At 62.8% G+C, this 21,944-nt stretch carries 20 protein-coding genes and 1 pseudogene; 7 read left to right on the forward strand and 14 right to left on the reverse strand.

Going from position 1 to position 21,944, the window contains the following annotated elements; genetic code table 11:
* Nucleotides 1-301 precede the first annotated feature (301 nt).
* Nucleotides 302-580: an HNH endonuclease signature motif containing protein gene (locus LGQ03_RS16805; RefSeq protein WP_226748670.1), complete on the forward strand. Its 279-nt coding sequence runs from the start codon at nucleotides 302-304 to the stop codon at nucleotides 578-580.
* Nucleotides 581-678: 98 nt separating this feature from the next.
* On the opposite strand, the gene LGQ03_RS12335 is transcribed toward LGQ03_RS16805, so the two are convergent.
* Both LGQ03_RS12335 and LGQ03_RS12340 read right to left on the reverse strand, forming a co-directional pair.
* The gene (locus tag LGQ03_RS12335) at nucleotides 679-1,065 is read right to left on the reverse strand and encodes a four-helix bundle copper-binding protein (protein WP_090159788.1); all 387 of its coding nucleotides are present in this window, start codon (nucleotides 1,063-1,065) and stop codon (nucleotides 679-681) included.
* Nucleotides 1,066-1,163: 98 nt separating this feature from the next.
* Nucleotides 1,164-2,480, reverse strand: a complete 1,317-nt coding sequence (locus LGQ03_RS12340) for a DEAD/DEAH box helicase (RefSeq protein WP_090159787.1) — start codon at nucleotides 2,478-2,480, stop codon at nucleotides 1,164-1,166.
* A gap of 341 nt (nucleotides 2,481-2,821) precedes the next feature.
* On the opposite strand from LGQ03_RS12340, the gene LGQ03_RS12345 reads away from it, so the two are divergent.
* The gene (locus LGQ03_RS12345; RefSeq protein WP_056035780.1) at nucleotides 2,822-3,631 is read left to right on the forward strand and encodes a division plane positioning ATPase MipZ; all 810 of its coding nucleotides are present in this window, start codon (nucleotides 2,822-2,824) and stop codon (nucleotides 3,629-3,631) included.
* Here LGQ03_RS12345 and LGQ03_RS12350 read toward each other — a convergent pair.
* Both LGQ03_RS12350 and LGQ03_RS12355 read right to left on the reverse strand, forming a co-directional pair.
* Nucleotides 3,628-4,440, reverse strand: coding sequence for an alpha/beta hydrolase fold domain-containing protein (locus LGQ03_RS12350; RefSeq protein ID WP_226748646.1), 813 nt, complete (start codon nucleotides 4,438-4,440; stop codon nucleotides 3,628-3,630). The two genes, LGQ03_RS12345 and LGQ03_RS12350, sit on opposite strands and share 4 nt — an antisense overlap.
* Nucleotides 4,440-5,222, reverse strand: coding sequence for an SDR family NAD(P)-dependent oxidoreductase (locus LGQ03_RS12355; RefSeq protein ID WP_226748647.1), 783 nt, complete (start codon nucleotides 5,220-5,222; stop codon nucleotides 4,440-4,442). The genes LGQ03_RS12350 and LGQ03_RS12355 overlap by 1 nt, the downstream gene beginning before the upstream one ends.
* Before the next feature lie 136 nt (nucleotides 5,223-5,358).
* On the opposite strand from LGQ03_RS12355, the gene LGQ03_RS12360 reads away from it, so the two are divergent.
* The gene (locus tag LGQ03_RS12360; protein WP_226748648.1) at nucleotides 5,359-6,906 is read left to right on the forward strand and encodes an alpha-amylase family glycosyl hydrolase; all 1,548 of its coding nucleotides are present in this window, start codon (nucleotides 5,359-5,361) and stop codon (nucleotides 6,904-6,906) included.
* On the opposite strand, the gene LGQ03_RS12365 is transcribed toward LGQ03_RS12360, so the two are convergent.
* Nucleotides 6,842-7,861, reverse strand: coding sequence for an SDR family oxidoreductase (locus tag LGQ03_RS12365; RefSeq protein ID WP_226748649.1), 1,020 nt, complete (start codon nucleotides 7,859-7,861; stop codon nucleotides 6,842-6,844). The two genes, LGQ03_RS12360 and LGQ03_RS12365, sit on opposite strands and share 65 nt — an antisense overlap.
* Before the next feature lie 166 nt (nucleotides 7,862-8,027).
* Nucleotides 8,028-8,810, reverse strand: coding sequence for a DUF4394 domain-containing protein (locus LGQ03_RS12370; protein ID WP_226748650.1), 783 nt, complete (start codon nucleotides 8,808-8,810; stop codon nucleotides 8,028-8,030).
* A gap of 323 nt (nucleotides 8,811-9,133) precedes the next feature.
* Here LGQ03_RS12370 and LGQ03_RS12375 point away from each other — a divergent pair, with 323 nt between their 5' ends.
* Nucleotides 9,134-9,685 carry a sigma-70 family RNA polymerase sigma factor gene (locus LGQ03_RS12375; RefSeq protein WP_226748651.1) on the forward strand — a complete coding sequence of 184 codons (552 nt, stop codon included), beginning with the start codon at nucleotides 9,134-9,136 and terminating at the stop codon, nucleotides 9,683-9,685.
* Nucleotides 9,682-10,389 carry an anti-sigma factor gene (locus LGQ03_RS12380; protein ID WP_226748652.1) on the forward strand — a complete coding sequence of 236 codons (708 nt, stop codon included), beginning with the start codon at nucleotides 9,682-9,684 and terminating at the stop codon, nucleotides 10,387-10,389. The genes LGQ03_RS12375 and LGQ03_RS12380 overlap by 4 nt, the downstream gene beginning before the upstream one ends.
* A gap of 72 nt (nucleotides 10,390-10,461) precedes the next feature.
* On the opposite strand, the gene tal is transcribed toward LGQ03_RS12380, so the two are convergent.
* From tal to LGQ03_RS12420, 8 genes are all read right to left on the reverse strand, one after another.
* Entirely contained in the window at nucleotides 10,462-11,403 is a 942-nt protein-coding gene (gene tal / locus LGQ03_RS12385) for a transaldolase (RefSeq protein ID WP_226748653.1), read from the reverse strand.
* 91 nt (nucleotides 11,404-11,494) lie between these two features.
* Nucleotides 11,495-14,920, reverse strand: a complete 3,426-nt coding sequence (locus tag LGQ03_RS12390; protein ID WP_226748654.1) for a YhaN family protein — start codon at nucleotides 14,918-14,920, stop codon at nucleotides 11,495-11,497.
* A complete protein-coding gene (locus LGQ03_RS12395) occupies nucleotides 14,920-16,155 on the reverse strand; it encodes a metallophosphoesterase family protein (RefSeq protein WP_226748655.1) in 1,236 nt (411 codons plus the stop codon). Before LGQ03_RS12395 ends, LGQ03_RS12390 begins: the two co-directional genes overlap by 1 nt.
* A 43-nt stretch (nucleotides 16,156-16,198) precedes the next feature.
* Nucleotides 16,199-17,434 (reverse strand): urate hydroxylase PuuD, encoded by a 1,236-nt coding sequence (locus LGQ03_RS12400; RefSeq protein ID WP_090159777.1) that lies wholly within the window; start codon nucleotides 17,432-17,434, stop codon nucleotides 16,199-16,201.
* Between the two features lie 108 nt (nucleotides 17,435-17,542).
* Nucleotides 17,543-17,896 carry a hydroxyisourate hydrolase gene (gene uraH, locus LGQ03_RS12405; RefSeq protein WP_226748656.1) on the reverse strand — a complete coding sequence of 118 codons (354 nt, stop codon included), beginning with the start codon at nucleotides 17,894-17,896 and terminating at the stop codon, nucleotides 17,543-17,545.
* Nucleotides 17,897-17,946: 50 nt separating this feature from the next.
* Nucleotides 17,947-18,942 (reverse strand): type I glyceraldehyde-3-phosphate dehydrogenase, encoded by a 996-nt coding sequence (locus LGQ03_RS12410; RefSeq protein ID WP_226748657.1) that lies wholly within the window; start codon nucleotides 18,940-18,942, stop codon nucleotides 17,947-17,949.
* Between the two features lie 72 nt (nucleotides 18,943-19,014).
* Nucleotides 19,015-19,851, reverse strand: a complete 837-nt coding sequence (locus LGQ03_RS12415; protein ID WP_226748658.1) for a bifunctional allantoicase/(S)-ureidoglycine aminohydrolase — start codon at nucleotides 19,849-19,851, stop codon at nucleotides 19,015-19,017.
* Nucleotides 19,852-20,103: 252 nt separating this feature from the next.
* Nucleotides 20,104-20,559, reverse strand: coding sequence for a MerR family transcriptional regulator (locus tag LGQ03_RS12420; protein ID WP_226748659.1), 456 nt, complete (start codon nucleotides 20,557-20,559; stop codon nucleotides 20,104-20,106).
* Nucleotides 20,560-20,634: 75 nt separating this feature from the next.
* Here LGQ03_RS12420 and LGQ03_RS12425 point away from each other — a divergent pair, with 75 nt between their 5' ends.
* Complete coding sequence (locus LGQ03_RS12425; RefSeq protein WP_226748660.1) at nucleotides 20,635-21,570, forward strand: cation diffusion facilitator family transporter; 936 nt, start codon at nucleotides 20,635-20,637, stop codon at nucleotides 21,568-21,570.
* A pseudogene (locus LGQ03_RS12430) lies at nucleotides 21,567-21,944 on the forward strand (hypothetical protein); the annotation flags it as partial. The gene LGQ03_RS12425 and the pseudogene LGQ03_RS12430, both read left to right, overlap by 4 nt.

Genomic DNA, 21,944 nt, shown 5'->3' on the forward strand with positions numbered 1-21,944 from the left:
CTCGCAGCTTTACGATTGCGAGGTTTAGGCAAGTGGACGCTGCAAATTGCAGTGCCGATCATGACAAAACGTCTGGTCGGACCAGACAAAAAGATGTCTGTTTCTGCGTACGGAACGCGATATCACGAAAACTCGGACTTCGCGCGAGCAATAGCTTCCTGCCGAGGAGCGTCCTTCAGGACGTCGCGCATTCGCTTCAATCGAAGTAGAATAGGAGTTCGAGCCAATGAAGAAACTCGTTCGCATACGACACAAAAAGATGAAGCAGCAAAAGGGACGTTGCTACTATTGCGATTTGCCGATGTGGGAGCCCGCCGCCGCCGCGGATAGGCATGCACCTCATAGAAAACGGACCGGACCGAAGCCGTTGCGATGTACTGCCGAACATCTCCGACCGAGATCAGAGGGCGGCAGGAATACAGAAGACAACATTGTCGCCGCATGCCTCTTTTGCAACAGTAACCGGCATCGCGCAAAGATCGCCCTTACTCCCATAGTATATCGTCAGCACGTTCAGGAAAGAATGGCGTCAGGCCGGTGGTTGTCTGTCCTGAGAAAGCAGACGCTGAAAACCGGATGAGCGAAGCCACGTATCGCCACGCTTTAAAGAGCGAGGCGATACGTGGCAGACCAAATGTTGAGCAAGGAGCGACCTAAAGGCCGCGCTCCAACTACTCGTTACAACGTCTCCAAAGCCTTCTTGCAGTCCTCGACCGTCTCGCGGCACATCTTGGCGCAGCGCTTGCAGTGGGCGTCGTCGTGGGTTTCGCACATCGCGGCGCAGGCTTCACAGGCCTGGATGCACAGCGCCAGCGTGGCCTTGATGATGGCGACGTTTTCGCCGGTGCGGCGCGTGGCGACGCGGTAGGTCGCGGTGCAGATGTCGGAACAATCCATGCACAGACGGATGCATTGCGCGCGGTCCTCATCCTCTGCCGAGCAGGCGTCGGCGCAGGAATTGCAGATGGCGGCGCAGTACATGGCATAGCGGACGGCCTGCGTCAGCGGCTCGTTATCGTGACCGGCAACGTCGGGATGCTCGGCGATCATTTCCTTGATGGACATAGCGTGTCTCCTGTCTGGGTTCGGGGACCAACCCGGCTCACGCGACAGATGTTCCGCATAGAAAAAAGGCGCACCCCGACGGGGTGCGCCTTGATCGTTCAGGCGGCAGAAGACCGCCCGCCACCGCTGCGACGGCGACGCTGACCGCCACCGGGTTTGGCGTTGGTGTGTCCGGGCTTGTTATTCGCCTTGGGCTTGCCGCGACCTGCGCCGCCAGCGTTGCCACCGCGACCACGACCACCGCCGCCACCGCCACCGTTGGGGCGTTTTTTCTGGCCCGGCTGGATTTCCCAACGCGTGCCTGTTGCCGTCGGGATCGTCGATTTCATCGCTTTTTCGATGTCCTGCAGTTCGATCATCTCATCGGGTGCAACCAATGCGACCGCGCTGCCGTCAGCACCCGCACGCGCCGTCCGACCGATGCGGTGGACATAGTTTTCGGCCACGTTCGGCAGGTCGTAGTTATAAACAAAGGCCACATCGGGGATGTCCAGACCACGGGCGGCCACATCGGTGGCGACCAGAACCCGGACCTTGCCCTGTTTGAACGCCTCCAGCGCGCGATCACGCTGGCCCTGGGATTTGTTGCCGTGGATGGATGCGGCGGCGAAACCCTTGTTCTCGAGCTGCTTGTAGATCTTTTCGCAACCGTGCTTGGTCCGGCCGAACACAATGGCCAGCTCGTCGCGATGCGCGTCCAGCAGTTCGACCAGCAGGTCGAACTTGGCCGCCTGCGCCACGAAATGCACCGATTGTTCGATCTTTTTCACGGCCTGACCCGGCGGGTTGACCTGCACGCGCACGGCATCCTTGAGGTAGGTATCGGCCAGCTCGCTCATCAGCTTGGGCATGGTGGCGCTGAACATCATGGTCTGACGATCGGCGGCCAGCAGCGGTGCGATCCGGCGCAGCGCATGGATGAAACCCATGTCCAGCATCTGGTCGGCCTCGTCCAGCACCAGATAGATGGTTTCATCCAGCCGCACGGCGCGGCGGTCCAGCAGGTCGATCAGGCGACCGGGCGTCGCGACCAGCAGGTCGACACCGTTTTGCAGACGTTTCTGCTGGGCCACGATCCCCGCGCCCCCTACGACCAGCGCCACCTTGAGGTGGCTGCCCATGGTGTAGTTGGTCAGGTTGTCGGCGATCTGTTTTGCCAGTTCGCGCGTCGGGGCCAGGATCAGGCCACGGACGGTTTTCGGGGCCGGTTTCGTGCCGGCCTTCATCAGTGCGTCGATCATCGGCAGGCCAAAGGCCGCCGTCTTGCCGGTACCGGTCTGGGCCAGACCCATGACATCGCGGCCCTGCATCGCGTAGGGGATCGCCTGTTTCTGAATGGGGGTGGGTTCGGTGATGCCTTGCTCAGCAAGCTTTTCCACCAGGCGGGGCGCAAGGCCCAACATGTCGAAATCCATATATAACTCTTTCCGGGACCAGACGGCCCCTTGCGGCACACGGCAATCGTGTGCGGCGCAGATGGGTCGCTGCAAATAGTCGTCCACGCCGAATTGCCCGGACGCCGCTTGCGGCGCTGGACCCCCTGCGTGACCGTGGGAACCTGAAAATTTGACGGTGATTTGCGGGGCGTTCTGGCCCGGCCCTGCTCACGCGGCAGGATCATGCGTCTGTGGGGCACATGAGGCTTTGTTCGTCGCATGTCAACCACCCAGACAAAAGCGGAGGCAGAAGGCCGCTTGCGCTTTTCACGCCGCACCACACAAGATAAGGTGTGCCAAACGAACAAGAGGGCTTTCGCGTGGCGCATATCATCGTGGTCGGCAACGAAAAAGGCGGTGCTGGCAAATCGACCGTCGCCATGCACGTGGCAACGGCGCTGGCGCGGATGGGGCACCGGGTCGGGACGCTGGACCTGGACATGCGGCAGAAATCGCTGGGCCGCTACATGCTGAACCGGCAGACATTCCTGCGCGACGAAGGCCTTGACCTGCCCTCGCCCACCTATGCGGAATTGCCCGAAATCGACCAGGCCAGCCTGGGACCGAACGAAAACATCTACGACCACCGCCTGTCCAAGGCCGTCGCCGGGCTGGAACCCACATCGGATTTCATCCTGATCGACTGCCCCGGCAGTCACACCCGGCTCAGCCAGGTTGCCCACTCACTGGCTGATACGCTGCTGACGCCGTTGAACGACAGTTTCGTGGATTTCGACCTGCTGGCGCATGTCGATACCGCTGGCGAACAGATCACCGGGCCGTCGGTCTATTCGGAAATGGTATGGAACGCGCGGCAGTTGCGCGCGCAGGCGGGCCTTTCACCCATCGACTGGATCGTGGCGCGCAACCGTGTCGGCGCCCAGCAGATGGTCAACAAGGACAAGATGGAACGCGTGATCGAAAAATTGGCCAAGCGGATCGGTTTCCGCATCGCGCCCGGTTTCAACGAGCGCGTCATTTTCCGCGAATTGTTCCCCCGTGGCCTGACCCTGCTGGATCTGCGCGACATCGGGGTCAAGAACCTGAACATCTCGAACGTGGCCGCCCGTCAGGAACTGCGCGAGCTGATCAAGGCGCTGAACCTGCCCGGTGTCACGGCGGATTTCTAGGCGTTCAGAAACGCGGCCACGTCTGACAGCAGGATGCGCGCCTCTGGCAAGGTATCCGGCCAGATATGCCACATGTGAAACAGGTCCGGCACGGTGCGCAATGTCACCTCGGCCCCGGCAAGCGCCGCCGCGTGCGCAAGCAACAGGCTGTCGTCCAGCAGGACCTCTGACAGGCTGACGGATATCAGCGTGGGCGGCAGGGCAGACAAATCCCCAAGAAGTGGGGATACCTCTGGGTCCCGCGGATCACGGTCCCCAAAGGCCAGATGGGCCAGTGCTGCATCCTGTGCGTCGTCATTCATCAGATCGCTGTCACCGTTGCGCGCCCGCGTGGTGCTGGCACCGCTGCGGTCGGTGTTGGGCGACAACAGCGCCATGCGCGGAATGTCGGCCCCCGACTGGGCTGACACCAGTGCCAGATGACCACCCGCGCTGTCAGCCACCACCCGCGCCCCCGGCAGTGCATCCAGCACCTGCCGGGCGGCCTCGCGGATAGCGGGCCAACCGAACTGTGGGGCCAGCGGGTAATCGGGCACGAACACGCGCGCGCCGGTCAGACCCGCCAGATAGTTGGCACAGCCCGCATGAGTGTCGGACCCGCCAAAGACATAGCCACCACCATGAAACCAGACGATCGGGTCCGGCCCCTGCCCGAACCACCGTCCACGGCAGCCCCCGACCGTCGCGGTCGGGGGCAGGTCCTGTGGATCGGGCCAGCGGCACAGCCGCACAAAGGCCGCCCGCATTTCGTCAGGTGACCCCGTGACCGGTGTGCGACCGATGTGCCTGACAACGGCGCTGAGTGACATCAGACGTTGATGGAGCCGACAGCCCCACCGTCCACACGGTAGTTCGACCCCGTCACGAACGACGCCAGTTCAGAGCAGAGGAACGCGATAACCGGGGCCACTTCCTGAGGTTTGCCGCGACGTTCGAGGACCAGATAGGGGCGTTCCTCGCGCAGGAAACTGTGCACGGCCTCGTCAAAGCTGACGCCTTTTTCCTCGGACCGTTTTTCCATCATGCCATCGGTCATGGGCGTCTCGATGAAGGCGGGGGCCACGCAGTTGACCATCAGACCCTTGCCGGAATGCTGCATGGCGACGGATTTGGCAAAGCTGAGCAGTGCCGATTTCGATGCGTTATAGACCGTTTCGTCCGGATAGGGTTGGGCCACGTTTTCGGAGGTGATGAAAACGACACGGCCCCAGCCACGGTCGATCATCGGCGGGCACAGGTGCCGCGCCAGACGCACGCCCGACAGAAAATCAATGTTCAGCGCGTCAGACCATTCTTCCTCGCTCATGGTCAGCGGATCGCCCTTGCCACCTGTCACACCGGCCGCATGAACGACGATATCGAACGCTGTGCCCGCCTTTTCGACAAAGGCCGCGACACCTTCCACGCTGGACAGATCGCCCGCGATGCCGGTGACGCCCAGTTCTTCGGCCGTTTGGGCCACCTGATCGGCGTCCAGATCGGACAGCGTGATGACGGCCCCCGCATCCTTGAGAAGTTTGATCGTTTCGACACCGATGCCGCCGGTGCCACCGGTGACGAGTGCGATTTTGCCTTTGATACCCAGATCCATGGGATGCTCCTGTGTCTATGTGTCGTCATCCAACAGAGGCCGGGGGCATTGTGTTCCTTGCAATCATGTCGCGTACCGGCTGCGGAACCATCGGTCGGGACCAAAGGTTGGTCAGACGAATGAATGAAAGCTGCACATGACAGACACCTTTGGGCATCGCCCGCCCGCCCCCGCGATCTATCAGATTTATCCACGGTCATTTCAGGACACGACAGGCAGTGGGGTGGGCGATCTGGCGGGCATCACGCAGCGGCTGGACTACGTGGCGGGCCTGGGTGTGGACGCGATCTGGCTGTCGCCGATCTATGTCTCACCCATGGTGGATGGCGGCTATGACATCATTGACCACAGCGCGATTGACCCGCGTTTCGGGACACTGGACGACTTCGATGCGCTGGTGGCCAGGGCGCATGATCTGGGCCTTGCGGTCTATATGGATCAGGTTCTGAACCATACCTCGGATCAATGTCCTTGGTTTCAGGATGCAATCTCCGGTGACGCGGCCAAGGCAGACTGGTATCTGTGGCGCGACCCCAAGCCCGATGGCAGCCCGCCCAACAATTGGCTGTCGCAGTTCGGCCTGCCCGGCTGGCATTGGAACCACAAGCGGCGTCAGTACTACTATGCACAGTTCACCGCATCCCAACCCAGCCTGAACCTGCGCAATCCCGACGTGCAGGCAACGATTGCCCGGCAAATGAAGGGCTGGCGCGACCGGGGGATCGATGGTTTCAGGTTCGATGTCGTGACATCGTTTCTGTGGGACGAAAGCCTCAAAGACAACCCGCCGGCAACTCCGGAGGTACAGGACAAGGTGTCGGGCGAGAATTTCAACCCCTACACCTATCAGGATCATACCTATGACATGCTGCCCGGCGATGGGGCCGCCTATGCGCAGAACCTGCGTAAATGGGCCGGCGACGACGCCTATCTGTTTGGCGAAAACACATCCGGCAACCAGTCCGTCGCACTGGCCATGGCGTTTTCCGAACCCGGCCGCCTGAACGCGACCTATATCACCGACATGCCCGAGGGGCGCGGCAGTCCTGCGACCTTTGCCGATCTGATCGCGCGGGGGGCCGACTTTCAGCGCCTGCCCGGCTGGCTGTCCAGCCATGACCAACCCCGCCACGGGGCCGGGGATGCGTCCGATGCCGTGCTTGCCTTGCAAATGGCCTTCCTGCCCGGACCGTGGATCATTTATCAGGGCGAGGAACTGGGGCTGCCGCAACCCGACCTGTCACAGCACGAGGTCACGGACCCGCTGGACCTGCGCTATTGGCCGGATGGACCGGGCCGTGAAGGCGCGCGTGTTCCGGTGCCCTGGAACGCCGACGATGAATGGTTCGGATTTACCGACGACTGCCCCTGGTTGCCGATGCGCTGGGACCGTGATGCGTTGCGCCGCGCCTGGGCCGACGGCGGCATGGTCGATTTCTATCGCCGCATCATTGCCCTGCGTCGGGATCTGAACTGGGCAGAGGCAGACATCACCGATGTCAGGCTGGATGGTAACGTTTTTGACATGACGATCACCACCGGGGACGCTGTCCGCTATCGCGGGGTATTCACCCATGGTGCTGCCGGCCCCGCAGACATGCCGCAGGGCGATGCCTTGATCAGCGCAGACGGCGTGGCACCCGATGCGGCAGGCTGGTCTGGCGGCGTCTGGCGGCTGTCGTAGCCACCAGCGCCCCCAGCCCAAAGGCAGCGGCAACGATACCGCCCGCGATGACCTTGCGCGCACGGTCGGCGTCGACCGTCAGCGCCGTGGGGGCGACATCGCCATCGAAATCACCCGTGGCAGACCCCGGTCGCGCCACAGGCGCATGCAGGTTGTCGGCATCAGGTGCAGCCCAAGCGGGTTGATCGGATTTCTGCATCTCGATCCCGTTGCGGGACAAGCGACGGTCGATATAGCCCGGCAGCAGCATGTCACCGAAAACCAGTTTCAGCACCGATGTGCCGACCAGAACCTCGCGCAGGTTGCCGTCGATCGCCTTGAGCACGGCGCGGGCCGCGACATCGGGATGATAGACGGGCGGTGCAGGCTGAGGTTTCATGTCCAGATTGTTTCGGGCCCACTCAAACTGGGGCGTATCCATCGCAGGAAGCTGGACCAGCGACAGATGCAGATCCGGTCGGTCCTGCATCAATTCAGACCGGACCGCGCCGGCAAAACCGTTGATCGCATGTTTGGCCGCCACATAGGCCGCCTGACCCGGGACCGGGCGGTAGGCCAGCCCAGATCCGACGTGGACGATATTACCATGCTGCATATGGGCCAGCGCCAGCCGCGTACCGTTCACCTGACCCAGGAACGTGGTGCGGATGATCTTGTCGAAATCGGCCACGGGAAGGTCGGCGAATTTGCAAAATGCCGTGCTCATCGCGCAATTGACCCAGACGACCGGGGCACGATCCGCGACCAGCGTCGCGACCGCGTCCGTCAGGGCCTCTGCATCACCGACATCGGCGCTGGCGGTCTTGATCCGACCTTGCGGATGCGCACGACGCAGCCCGTCAAGCCGGTCGCCACCCCTTGCGATGACACCGACGGTCATCCCCCGCGCCACCAGCGCATCAACGACAGCCCGCCCGACCCCGGCGGTTCCGCCCAAAACGATTGCGTCTGTCATCAAACTCTCCTGATCCGTGCGCGGGATGCGCGTTCAAGGATAGAAGTCCCGCCACCCGCCGCAGGTTCCGCGACCATTGCCCCCTTCGAACCTGCCGCAAGCCGTCAGCGCATAAAAAAGCGCGACCCCGAAGGGCCGCGCCTCTCTGCCGCAATGCGTATTGGGGTTACATCGCGGGCAGAACGGTGACGTCGCGGATTTCGCCGTCAACACTTTCGATCATGCCGACGCTCGTCGCGACACCCGTCGCCAGATCAACGGTATACAGCGTGTTGCCGTTCACCAGGAACGCGGTGTTTTCCAGCTCTGCCGTGGTCTGGACGTCAAATGCATAGGCCTGCGCAGGCGCATCAAGGCCAAGCTTGCCGATGGCCGACAATGTGCCGTCGTTGGGCGAGGTCTGCTGGATCAGGCCCGCAATCGTCGCGTCGATGTCATACATCGCGGTGGATTCCGGCTGACCGTAGCTGTTGATATAGGCAGCGGCCACAATATCGGGGGTTTCGCCCATGTGCATGTCGCCTTCGACCCAATCCAGACTGCCGTCGACCGTGACCTCACCGGTGTCGACATTGACACGGTGGTTCGTTGTATCGGTCATGAAACGCAAACGGTCGGCGGCCGGGTTGAAATCGACGATGACCTGCGAATCTGCGACGGGCAGCGGCGTGTCCATCGTGGACATCTCGGTCGCCTCGCCAGTGGCGGTGTCGATGCTGACGATGGTCATGTCCGGCGTCACGCCGACGACGGTGTTGTTGGACGGACGCAGGTCGATGCCCAGCAGGCTGTCGACGCCGGTCACCTCCATCGTGCCGGACACAGCCAGTGTTTCAGTGTCGAACATCACCAGCGTCTTGTCACCGACCAGACCCAGGGCCGGGGCGGCCATCGCGGCGGTTGCAGACAGAGCAATGGCAGAGGTGGAAAGTGCGAGAATACGGAACATGGAAATCTCCTGTTGATCGTTTCACAGACAGCGTGCTTGCCGTCCTTGCCCTGAAGACACGGCAGATCGCCAAACGGATGCAAAGAAGCAGGAGAAAATTCATCTTTTTTACAAGATACTGTTTGTATAAAATTTTATATGGCGTCCTTTCTGATCATTTGTGATTATTCGCCGTTGCCTGCATCCAAAGCAAAGTTTCGCGTGTCATCCTCTCGACAGGAGAGACGATGTTGCAACTGGCCCCGAACACACCGACATTCGGCATGACCACGACATACAGACAGCGCCCGCCAGCGGGCAGGACGCGCGATAGGATGACACACGTGACCGACCGGACAGCGCAACTGCGCGATGCTCTCAAACAATGCGCGGCCGAAAATGATGACGGCCTCGTGCAGATCCTGAACATAGAGGGGCCGCAACTGCTGGGTGTCGCCACCCGCATCCTGGGTCGCCGCGATCTGGCCGAGGATGCACTACAGGATGCGATGGTCCAGATCTGGCGCAAGGCGCAGCAGTTTTCCGACACCAGTGGTTCGGCACGCGGCTGGATCTACGCAATCGTACGCAACCGGTGCCTGAACATCCTGCGTGACGGCAAACGACTTAGCCTGATGACACCAGAGGACCTTGCCACCGTGCAAGAGGCCCGGCAAAGCATCGACCCCACACAGGATTGGGAAATCCTTGCCAGCGGGTCAAAGTTGCAGAACTGTTTGCGGGGTCTCGATGACAAGAACAGAGAGGCCATTCTGCTGGCCTATGTCGGCGGCTACAGCCACGGCGAAATCGCAGCGAAACAGGATGTCCCCCTGGGCACGACGAAATCGTGGATTCGCCGTGGCCTGACATCCCTGAAGGAGTGCCTTGCATGACCACTTTGTCCGATGACCTTACACTTCTGGCCGACGATTATGTTCTGGGCCTGCTCAGCGAAACCGAGGCAACGCTGATCGAGGAAATCATCCAGCGCGATCCGGAACTGGCCGCCCGCGTGGGACGGCTGCGTGACCAGCTGCTGCCGCTGGACCTGTCTGCCGTGCCGCAACCGGTATCGCCGGACCTGATCGACGCGGTGCGCGCACAGCTTGCGGCGGCGACGCCTGCCCCCGCCCCCCTGTCGTCGCAGCACCCCGCCAACGATCCACATCCGCCCCGCAGATTCTGGCCTGCCGTCGCCGCGGCCAGCATCGTGGGGCTGGGGCTGGGGTTCGGCGCAGGCTGGCAGACACCGGGACCGGACCCGGTAGTGGTTGCCGTATTGCTGGACGATGCAGGCAATCCGCAGGCGGTGATCGAGGATTACGGCAACGACACGGCTCAGGTCCGCTTTGTGGCCGATATCACCGTACCCGACGGTCAGAGTCTTCAGGCCTGGACGTTGCCGTCACCCGAAATCGGCGCAACATCACTGGGGGTTCTGGACGGCGCGCGCCCGGCGTTTCTGGATTTCGACGACCTGCCCAACCCCAGTGGTCAGCAGTTGTACGAGGTCACGCTGGAACCACTGGGCGGATCACCGACCGGTCGCCCCACCGGGCCGATCATCGGCAAGGGCTTTGCGGCGCTGCAAGGCTGACATCACACCAGACGGAAAAAGGGGGCGCAACCCGACCGGATGCGCCCCCTTTTTATCGTCGCGCAGCTGCGCCTACATGCGGTCTGCGATCACCTTGATCAGCTTTTGGTGGTCGGCATCGAAATTGCGGATGCCTTCTGCCAGTTTCTCGGTGGCCATCGCGTCGGCATTCATCTGCCAGCGGAACGTCGCCTCGTCCATCGCGATGGGGGCCACGCCGCTGGCGTTTCCAGGCGACAGCACGCGCGGCAGATCGGCAGGGTCATTCGCCATCTCGTCCAGCAGGGCTGGCGCGATCGTCAGGTTGTCACAACCCGCCAGCGCCTTGATCTGATCGGTGTTGCGGAACGACGCGCCCATCACCACCGTGTCGATGCCGTTGGATTTGTAGTAGTCATAGATGCCGCGCACGGATTTCACGCCTGGATCTTCGTCCGGGGCATAGCTGTCGCGGCCTTCGGCCTTTTTGTACCAATCGGTGATGCGCCCGACAAAGGGCGAAATCAGAAAGGCCTTGGCATCCGCACAGGCCACGGCTTGCGCCATGGAAAACAGCAGCGTCAGGTTGCAGTCGATCCCTTCGGATTGCAGGATCTCGGCGGCCCGGATGCCTTCCCAGGTCGAGGCCAGCTTGATCAGCACCTTGTCCTTTGACACGCCCCGCCGGTCGTATTCGGCGATGATGTCGCGCGCACGGGCGACGGATTTGTCCGTGTCGAACGACAGGCAGGCGTCCACTTCGGTCGAAACGCGGCCCGGCACCAATGCGGCCAGTTCCGCACCCATCGCCACGGTCAGCACCTCGACCGCCTGTTCTGCTGTCAGGCCAGCCTTGCGGGCCGCGTCAAGTTCACGCGCCACCAGATCCTCTGATGCGGGATCGGTCAGCGCCTTGAGCACCAGTGACGGGTTGGTCGTGCAGTCGACGGGTTCGTATTTCTTGACCGCTGCGACCTCGCCGGTGTCGGCAACGACGGTCGTCATCTCGCGGAGCTGGTCCAACACGTTCGTCATGATTTGCATCCTTTATCCAATGGATCATTGTTGTGCGCAGTATTCCCCGAACCGCGGCGGCATGCCACCCGATAGTCGGGCACCTGAGCCGTCAGGGCTGAATATTGTGGACCATCGGCGGTGTGTCGCAGACCGCCCGCGCGATGTCGACCACATGCGCATGATGCGTCAGATAGATCGCCTGCCCCGACCGGCCTATCTGTTCCATCATCCGGCAGGCGGCACTGGTGCGCGTTTCGTCAAATGTTTCAAAGATATCATCACAAAAGAACGGCAACCGTGTGCCCTGCGCGACCATCTGCGCATGCGCCGCCGCCCGCAGCGCAAGATAGAGCTGGAACCGCGTGCCCTTGGACATGTCCGCCACACCCTTGGCCACACCGTTGGAATCGATCGCCATCAAGGTTTCCGCAGCACCGTCCGATTGCGTGACAAGACCTCTGTAGGCCCCGCCGGTCAGCGTGGCAAAACATTGTTCCGTCGCCGTCATCATCGCCCCGCGATGACTGTCGCGATAGCGACGGATCGCCTGATCGGCCAGCCTGTGCCCCAGCGTCAATTCCAGATGGTCGATGATCGCGGATTCCAGTTCCAGTTCCAGCGTGGCGCGCTGTTCCGACAGTTGCGCGATATCGGCATCCCCCGTCACCTGGGCCAAGGCCGCCGCGGCAGCGACACGCGCCTCGACCGCGGCCGTCAGCGCGCGTTCGGCCTCCGCCAGGGCCGATTGCGCCCGGTCTGTCCGGGTGTCCAGCCCGGCGCGGGTCACATCTGCCAGAACCGCGCGGGCCTGTTCAATGTTGCGCACGCCTAGTTCGGTCAGCAGCGCGGTCTGGCTCTCGGTCAGTTGCCCACGGTCGCTGATGACGCGGACCGCATCACGGGTCGCCTGCCGCAGGCCGTCCAGCGTGGTCACGGCCAGCCTGTCGGGGAAAATGGCCGCCATCGCCAGCAATCGCGCCGCAAGGTCTGCCTGCGCCTCTTGTTGTCGGGCCAGTTGCGTGCGGGCCTGCGCCTGCTGCGCCGTCAAGGACGCCAGTCGTTCAGCCGCCCTGGCTTGTGCCTGCGACGCCTCGCGCAGGCGCATGTAGGTCTCTGTTGTGGTCGCGCCTTTGGGCACATCATGGTCACTTGCCAATGCGGACACGGCCTGCGCGAATTGCGCCTGATCGGCCAGCATCGTCGCAACCCGGCTTTCGGCCGCACGACGGCGGTCGTCCTCGTGGCGCAGGGTGCGCAGTGGCGTCAGCGATGGTTCCAGCCGGTCGGGATCAACCGTATCGCCCAGCAGGTCCGCCACACGGGCGCGCCACGCGCGCTGTGCAGCGTCCCGGTTCGCGACAGCCGCATCGGCCTGTTGCCGCCGTTGATCCAGATCGGTTTGCAACGTATCCAGCCGGGCCCTCGCCAGGTCCACGGCACTGCGTGTTGCCTGTTCGGCCTTGACCAGCGGCTGCGCGGCATCCAGCGCGGCCGCCAGATCGATCACGCCGCGATCCAGAACGGGCCGCAGCGCATCCAAGAGCGCATCCGCCCGGTCCAAGGTCGCCTGATGCTGCTGTGCCGTGCGACGCGCGGCATCCCGTGCCGCCACGGCAGCACCGTGGCGTGTCACCCAGTCACGCCAATCCGCAGGCGCCAGACCCGCTGGCAGCCCGACCGATTGCGCCGCTGTGTCAATCTGATCCTGAACGCCCGCGATCTGGTCGGACAGCCGCTTTGCCTCTGCCGTGGCGGTCTGCCCACGGGCGCGATCCTCGGCGGCTGATTGCTGGATCTGCCGCAACTGCCCCAGATCGACGGCACGCGCTGCCCGCGCGCCCAGCGCCGTGTCCACCTGCATCATGGCTGCGGCAAAGGCATCCGCCGTTGCATCGTCGAACGCGGCCCGGTGCGCGGCCCAGCGCTGGTCACGCGCGGCCAACAGATCCCGAAGGGCAACGTCGCTGACCAATGCGGCATCATCCAGCAGGACGGCCGCCCGCGCGTCACCGGCGGTTGCATCGGCCTGATGTTGCGCCGCCAACCGTTCGGCCTGCGCCAGTTCCTGCGTCAATCGTGCAGCCCGATCCACCAGATCCTGTGCCTGCCCTGCCGTCGTCGGACAGGCGGGCAGATCATCCACCTGCACGCCCAGTGCATCGCAGGCGATCTGGGCCTCTTGCTGCGCGCGGGACACGGCGGCGATCGCGGTGGCATGCGCCGGCGCCAGCCGGGCCGCGTCGTGCTGGTCAAGGATTGCCGTAATGCCGGTGCCGGCGGAGGATTTTGCACAGATCGCGTCACAGGCCGCCTGCGCATCGTCCCGCGCCTGCGTCAGCGCACCCAGCTCGCGCAGCTGATCCTCGGCCACACGCATCGCCTCGCGTTGGGTCAACCGCGCGGCGTCCAGCGCATCAATCGCCTCTGGGGACAGCACCAGCGCGAGCGGATCAAGACCATCACCAAGCGGCGCGACGGCGACGGCCATCGCCCGCGCTGCATCATCAGCCGTGGCCCGCCTGCGATCCACATCCATGCGCGCTGTCACATCCCGTGCCTGCAAATCGGCAAGGGCATCCAGCGCATCCGGCAGGCTGACGTCTGCGAGGTCATCCGGCAAGGCATCCCGTTGTGCGGCAAGGTCCGACAGTTCATCCATCAGACGCTGCATATCCGCGCGTATCCGCTGATCCTGCGCGACCATATCGACGATGCTGTCCGGGTCATAATCCAACGCGGCCGGGTAGTCCGCGAAATCCGCTACCGCCGCTGTCAGGGCATCCACCTGCGCCAACAGTGGCAAGGCCCGCCGCCAGGTCGCCAGCAGGGCCAGTTCGTCGTGATGCGCATCGCGGGTCTCGCGCATCGCAACCTCGGAATCCTGCGCATCCGACAGCGCCTTTTTCAGACTACGCCAAGCGGAGGCACTGGTGTCACGGTCGCGGATCAGGCGGTCGATGTCAGTCAGCGCCCGTTTGAGTTCGCTTACACGCGTCTTGCGCCTGGTCTTGTGATAGAGGTCGTCCGCACTGGCCTGAACCCGGTCCAGCACGGTGGTCAGGTCGGCCACGCCGGCCGCGGCGGAAAACAGCAGCCGCCCGATATCCCCCTTGGCCTGCGCAATTTCTTCACCGCCCTTTTCGATGGTTTCGTCATCCAGACACAGCAGGCTGCGGTAATCCGCCAGCGACAGCCCGGCCAGATGCTGCGCCATGGCGCTTTCCGGCAGGGGCTGGCCTGCGGCATCCAGCAGGTTGGCGGTCTTGGTCGGCAATCGGGTCAATCGGGTCAGCTGACCGTCCACATCCAGCAGCGCACCGACGCGCAGATTTTTACGCTGGTGCTTGAACCCATAGCCATCACGAGCCGGAAAACCGTAGAACAGGCGCAGCACCGCTTCCATCGTGGTGGTCTTGCCGGCCTCGTTGGGGCCATAGATGATGTGGAAATCGGGACGACCCGCTGCATCTGCGAAATCATAGGTCTGGTCGGTGAAATGCCCGAACCGTTCCAGTGTCAGACTGCGCAGGCGCATCAGTCGACCGCCCCCTTCATCATGGCCGTGACCCGGCGGGCACCACGCTCTGACAATCGGGCTGTCAAGTCGGGGATCGCCGTCTCGTCGGGCATCAAATGCGCGCGCAGGGATGCGGGCAGATCCCCCAGCGTGTCAGCGACCAAGGCACGCGCGGCGGCAGCAAAGGCCGGGTCACCCGTCAGATCGGCCATGGTCTGCGTCAGCTCTGCGGTTGCGCTGGTCTGATCCGCCTCGGACGACGGTGCCTGCACATCCAGCACAAGCCGGTCCAGCCAGAGCACACCGGTATCAAGCAGCATCTGGGTCAGCTGTTCAGTCCACAGATCCGCATCCCGGAGGATCTGCCAGTACCGGGCCGGCGTCCCGGTCAGTGTCAGGCGCGTGACACCCGTGTCACTGTGCAACCCCCGCGCAATGTCCTGGACATGGTTTCTGAGCATCGTGCGCAGACCGTCGTCATCGTCTGCGTCGGTAATGTCGATCGTGCTGCGGATAAATTCCACCACCGAGGTGGTGACCGTCTCGACCGTGATTCGTCCCTGATCAATGGTCAGCAGGCTGGCGGTCTTTGGCCCTGCCTCGCCGATGTCGCGGCCCTGTGGCATGCCGGGCATGACGACCCAGGGGTCAGTGGCATGCACCTGTCGTCCGTGCACATGGCCCAACGCCCAATAATCGAACCCTGCCCCGGTCAGGTCCGACAGCGCGCAGGGGGCATAGGGATCATGCCCCGCAGCCCCTGCCAGCGAGGTGTGCAGCATCGCGATGTTCACGGCCCCCCCGACAGGTGCCGAAAAGCGCGGCAGCAGGCTGTCGGTTGCCGTGCGCCCGGCAAAGCTGACGCCGTGGATCCACAGATCGTCAGCCAGTGCGACCTTGCCGCCACGGGCATCGAACACATGGACATTGCCGGGCAGGTCGATCTGACCCGTGACGGGATTGTCCGCGTCATGGTTACCCTTGATATAGAAAACACGGATGCCGGCATCTGACAGACGATCCAGCTGGCTCGTCAGAAACGCCCCAGTCCGCGCGCTGCGTGCCTGTCCATCGAACAGGTCGCCCGCGATCAGAACGGCGCTGACGCGCTGGTCCAGCGCCACGTCCACGATCCGGGCAAAGGCCGTCCGCGTCGCCGCAATCACCCGGTCGCGCAGGTCCGCATCGCGCAACGCCAACGATTTCAACGGGCTGTCGAGATGGACATCGGCGGTATGCAGGATCTTGATCAACGGTGACCTCCGGGCCGTAGCATGTCAGGCGGTCTGGTGGAACTCAAGATTCAGCGCGCGCCGCACGCACCCAGGACACAAGGGCGCGGCGGGCCTCGGGGTCCATCTGGATGGCATTGGGCGGCGGCATCGCATGGCTGATCCCGGCTTGGATGTAAATCTGGCCTGCGTGACGGGCCACGTCTGCGGGCGTTTCCAGATAGACCCCCTTGGGTGCCCATTGCATGTTGCCCCAGACCGGTTCGCGGGCATGGCACATCGAACAATTCCCGATTACCGCGTTATAAGCCGCATCGAACCCGGCGGCCGAGGCATATTGCTGTTCATGCGCGGTCAGGGGCCGGGCCGCCGCGTCCTCATAGGTGTCGGTGGGCCGGACCGACGACAGCCATGCGATCACCAGCATCAGCACCACGGTGACGCCCCATGTCCAGTGCGGACCACTGCCCGTTGCATGCATGGTGTTGAAATAATGCCGGATGGTCACGCCGGTCAGAAAAATCAGGCTGGCGATGATCCAGGCATAGGGCGTGGCAAAGGCCAGCGGATAGTGGTTCGACAGCATCAGGAAAACGACCGGCAACGTCAGATAGTTGTTGTGGGTCGACCGCAGCTTGGCGATCTTGCCGTATTTGGCGTCGGGTGTGCGCCCGGCCTTGAGGTCCGCCACGACGATCCGCTGGTTCGGCATGATCTGAAAAAACACGTTGGCCGTCATGATCGTGGCCGTGAACGCGCCCAGATGCAGCAGCGCCGCGCGGCCCGTGAATATCTGGTTATAGCCCCAGGACATCACCACGAGGATCAGGAACAACAGCAGCATCAGCAGCGTGGGCCGTTCACCCAGGCTGGATTTGCACATCGCGTCATAGGCCAGCCAGCCGATGGTCAAAGAACCGCCCGAAATGATGATCCCCTGCCACAGCGTCAGTTCTGCCTTGGTCGGGTCCAGAAGATACAGTTCGCCGCCAACCCAGTAGACGATCATCAGCAATGCCGCCCCGGACACCCAGGTGATGTAGCTTTGCCATTTGTGCCAGATCAGATGCGCCGGCATGTTGTCGGGGGCGACCAGATATTTCTGGATGTGGTAGAACCCGCCGCCGTGGACCTGCCATTCCTCGCCGTGGACGCCGTGCGGCATGTCGGGCACCTTTTTCAGCCCCAGATCCAGCGCGATGAAAAAGAACGATGCCCCGATCCAGGCCATGGCCGTAATGACATGCAGCCAGCGGACCGAAAAGGCGATCCAGTCCCAGAGAACGGCAAAGTCATACATGGCGGGCTCCTCTCATGATCACCGGATCACACTAGGGATTGCCGGGCCGTTGCGCCATGAGGAACAGATCGCACGCATGCACGAAAAATAATCACGATCACAGACGGATCAGGACCCGCGATAGGTGGAATACCCGAACGGCGACAGCAGCAGCGGCACGTGGTAGTGCGTCTGCTCGGCCATGCCAAAGCGGATCGGAATGTCGTCCAGAAAACGCGGGGTGCCCGACGGCACGCCCAGCGCATCCAGATAGGCACCGGCGTGGAACACCAGCTCGTAGGTACCGCAGGCGAAATCAGCCGCAGGCAGGATCTGGCTGTCGGTGCGCCCGTCGGCATTGGTGGTCAGTGTCGTGATATGCAGCCGCCCCTCGCCCGTCAGACGATAGAGGTCGATGCGCAGCCCTGCTGCTGGCTGTCCGCGGGCTGTATCCAGCACATGTGTCGTCAAAAATCCGGTCATCGCGTCCTCATTTGTTGTTGCCTGTTCATCGTCCACACGCGCTGCCCTGGTCAGTCCCGCGACTGCATCAGCCGCGCCATGTCGATCATCCGTGCGGAAAAACCCCATTCGTTGTCATACCAGCCGAACAGCCGCAGCTGCGCGGGGGCCACGGCGGTCGTCTGCGGCAGCGCCAGTATCAGTGATTCCGGCCGTGCGCGCATATCGGTCGATACACAGGGATCGTCTGTCAGCCCGATGATCGGATCATCCGCAAACAGCCCGCGCAGTGCCGACAGCGCATCAGCCGGCATGTTGCGCAGCTGAAAAACGGCGTCGATGGCTGACACCGAATGCACTGGCACCCGCACGGCAGATACGCTCAGACGACCAGCAAAGTCTGGCAGGACCTCTGTCACCTGATGGGCAGCACTCGTGGTGGTCGGCACCATCGACACAGCCGCCGCACGGCTGCGTTCCGGGCTGGGGCCCGGCAGATCGATCGTGGGCTGGCTGCCCGTATAGCAATGGATCGTCGTCACATGCGCCGCAGCAATGCCAAAGGCTGCATCCATGGCCCGCAGCAAGGGTGCGATCGCGTTGGTCGTGCAGGATGCGTTGGATACGATCCGCGCGCGACCCAGCGTCTGGGCATTCGCACCCAGCACGACGGTTTGATCCGCCACGGGTGAGGGGCCGGAAATCAGCACCGCCTGCGCCCCGGCGTGCAGGCCCGCCTCGGCCACGGGGCGGGTGGTGGCGCGGCCCGTGCATTCCAGCACGACATCCACGCCCGTGAGATCGACCTGCGCCAGATCGCTGTGCCGGGTCAGCGCAAATGCGCGGTCACCCACATGCAGCAGGCCCGCGTCAGCGCGCACGCGCTGGGGGAACGGGCCAAAGGCGCTGTCGTATTGAAACAGATAGGCGCAGCTGTCGGCGGCTGCGATGTCGTTGATCCCGACCACCACGATATCCGCGTGGGCGGGATCGGTCAGCAACTGCCGCAGCACCGTCCGCCCGATCCGGCCAAAGCCGTTGATAAAGACCTGCATGGGCCGGGTCATGGTCTTGCCCTTTGTTTGGGTGGTTGCGTCAGGCGGCAGGCTGGACCAGCCCGCCGCCGGTCGCAAGATGCCTTAGCGTGCGGCGGTCAAGGGACGCAGGGGCATGTGCCGGTTTACGTCCTTGTACAAAAGGTAACGGAACGGCCCCGGACCACCCGCATAGCAGGCCTGCGGGCAAAAGGCGCGCAGCCACATGTAATCACCTGCCTCGACCTCGACCCAGTCGGTGTTCAGGCGATAGGCCGCCTTGCCCTGCAACACATAAAGCCCGTGTTCCATCACATGCGTTTCCAGAAACGGGATCACCCCACCGGGCTGGAACGTCACGATGGTGACGTGCATGTCATGGCGCAGGTCGGACGGATCGACAAACCGGGTGGTCGCCCACCTGCCGTCCGTATCCGGCATGACGGTGGGGGCCACATCGTCGTCATGACTGATGATCACGTCCGGCGCATCCAGCCCCGGCACCGCGTCATAGGCCTTGCGAATCCAGTGAAACCGCAGCGCCGCGTCGCCTGCGTTGCGCAACGCCCAATCGCTGCCGGGCGGCAAATAGGCATAGCCGCCGGGGGCCAGGGTGTGCGTGGCACCACCCACCGTCAGCGTCGCATGGCCATCCACCACGAACAAAACGCCCTGCGCCTGCGCGTCCAGTTCGGGGCGGTCAGAGCCGCCACCGGGGCGGACCTCCATGATGTAATGCGAGAAGGTTTCGGCAAAACCGGTCATGGGCCGCGCAATCACCCAAAGCCGCGTGGCGTCCCAGAACGGCAGATAGCTGGTCGTGATGTCGCGCATGGTGCCACGGGGGATGACGGCATAGGCGTCGGTGAACACGGCGCGGTCCGTCAGCAGTTGGTCCTGCCCCGGATGCCCGCCGGTGGGCGCGTAATAACTGGCTGGCATTGTGTCCCCTCGCGTTGATGTTTGCCGCAGTATCGGATGCGTCGTGTCCCGTTACCATGGGAAAACGGCCGATATCACCTTGCCGGGATATCTGAGACATGTTGGCCAACAGCGCAGGCGGTGCCAGAACAGCGTTTCGTCCACAGCAGCATCGGCAAAGGGCATCGTTATTTTCTTGCCGAACGGCTGTTTTAAGCGCAACCTGTTCGCTCGTCAGAGTGTGCGATTGTCTGGTTAATCCATGACGTTCGCCTAGTCGCGATGGATTGTAGTCAGGTTTGTTGGTGCTTCATGCGCTCCGATGCACAAACGGTGATCGCCGAGCACTTGTATAACACGGCAATCCGCAGCTTGCCCGTTATCGTCCGCATTCGCCATTCGCGCCAGTTCTTTGCGAAGCTGCCCAAGAATGTTAATGCGTCGATCCACTGCTGCTAGTTGCTTTCGAGCGATCTCATGGGCGGGGGCACAATCTTCGGCTGGCTCTTTGGCCAGAGCCATCAGATCCGCGATGTCATCGAGCCCGAACCCCAATTCCCGCGCATGGCGCAGGAATGCCAGCCGTTCGAGTGCGGCCTCGTCGTATCGCCGCTGCCCGCCTGCCGTGCGCGCAGGTGACGGGATCAGACCACGGGTTTCGTAATAGCGGATCGTCGTCACTTTCACGCCTGTCTGGCGCGACATCTGCCCGATTGAATACTCTTTCACATTTGCCCCTTGAAGCTACAGTCGCTGTAGATCGTATCTACATGAAAAGGACGCGAATCGAAAGGAGCCACCGATATGGGGCACGGCCATCATCATCACGTCGATCCCGAAGCGGGCGACCGCCGCGTCTTTGCCGCCATTGCGGTCAATATGGGCCTCACAGTCGCGCAGGTCGTTGGCGGTATCATGTCCGGGTCGCTGGCTTTGATCGCGGACGCGCTGCATAATTTCTCTGACGCGATCTCTCTCATCATCGCTTTCGGCGCGCGCAAAATAGCGCGACGGCCACGGGACGCGGAGATGACTTTCGGCTATGGCCGGGTCGAGGTTGTGGCGGCACTCATCAACTATACGACGCTTATCGTGATCGGCCTCTACCTTCTCTATGAAGCCGCAATGCGCTTTGCCGATCCGCAGGATGTCGAGGGTTGGATTATCGTTGTCATCGCGGGCATCGCTCTCGTTGTTGACGTGGTGACTGCGATGCTGACTTATGCCATGTCCAAGTCCAGCGTAAACATCCGCGCGGCCTTCCTGCACAATGTGGCCGACGCACTCGGTTCGGTCGCCGTGATCTTCGCAGGCACACTGATCCTGCTTTACGACTGGCGGCTGATCGACCCCATCGTGACGGTTCTGATTGCGGGCTACATCCTGTGGCAATCGTTCCGCGAGATCGGCCCGGTCATTCGCATCCTGATGCTGGGCTCGCCGCCGGAGATTGCGACGGAAGCTGTCCTCGATATGGTGCGTGCCATCGACGGCGTGAACGGCATCCACCACGCCCATTTCTGGCAGATGGACGAACATCGCGCTGCGCTTGACGCCCATATCGTCATTGCGGAAGGGCGCTGGAGTGACGCAGACGCTGTGAAGGACCAGATAAAGTCCGCACTGTCCGACCAATTCGATATCGAGCACACTACTCTGGAGCTGGAATGTGCGCGCCACGCTTGCGATGACCCATCCGATTTCGGCGGGCGAGGACACGGCGACGAGCAGCGCGGATGAGCAATATTGTTGCCCTCACGCTGATCATCGGCCTTTTCTGCGAAGCTGCATTGATCGCGATTCTGGTCTGGTCGATCTTTGTCCCGGATCGCCGCCTCTGGCCCCCTCGGCAGGTGAGTTGGCTTAGTCAGATCATTGTTTGGATGCCCACCATCGCGGTTTTCGGCAGCGCCATTATCATCGGCCTCTCTCAATGGAACGCCTTAGGCTGGCCTTTTTGGCTTCGTTGGACTATCGGACTGCCTTGGGTCCTTGCAGGTAACGTAGTGGTCTGGAGTGCGGCCTTGGGGATCGGCATGGACGCAACGAGCGGAGCGGAAGCGGAGCGGAAGCGGAGCGGAAGCGGAGCGGAAGCGGAGCGGAAGCGGAGCGGA

Origin of the sequence: Loktanella gaetbuli (assembly GCF_020531945.1) — a bacterium.
Lineage (GTDB): Bacteria > Pseudomonadota > Alphaproteobacteria > Rhodobacterales > Rhodobacteraceae > Loktanella > Loktanella gaetbuli.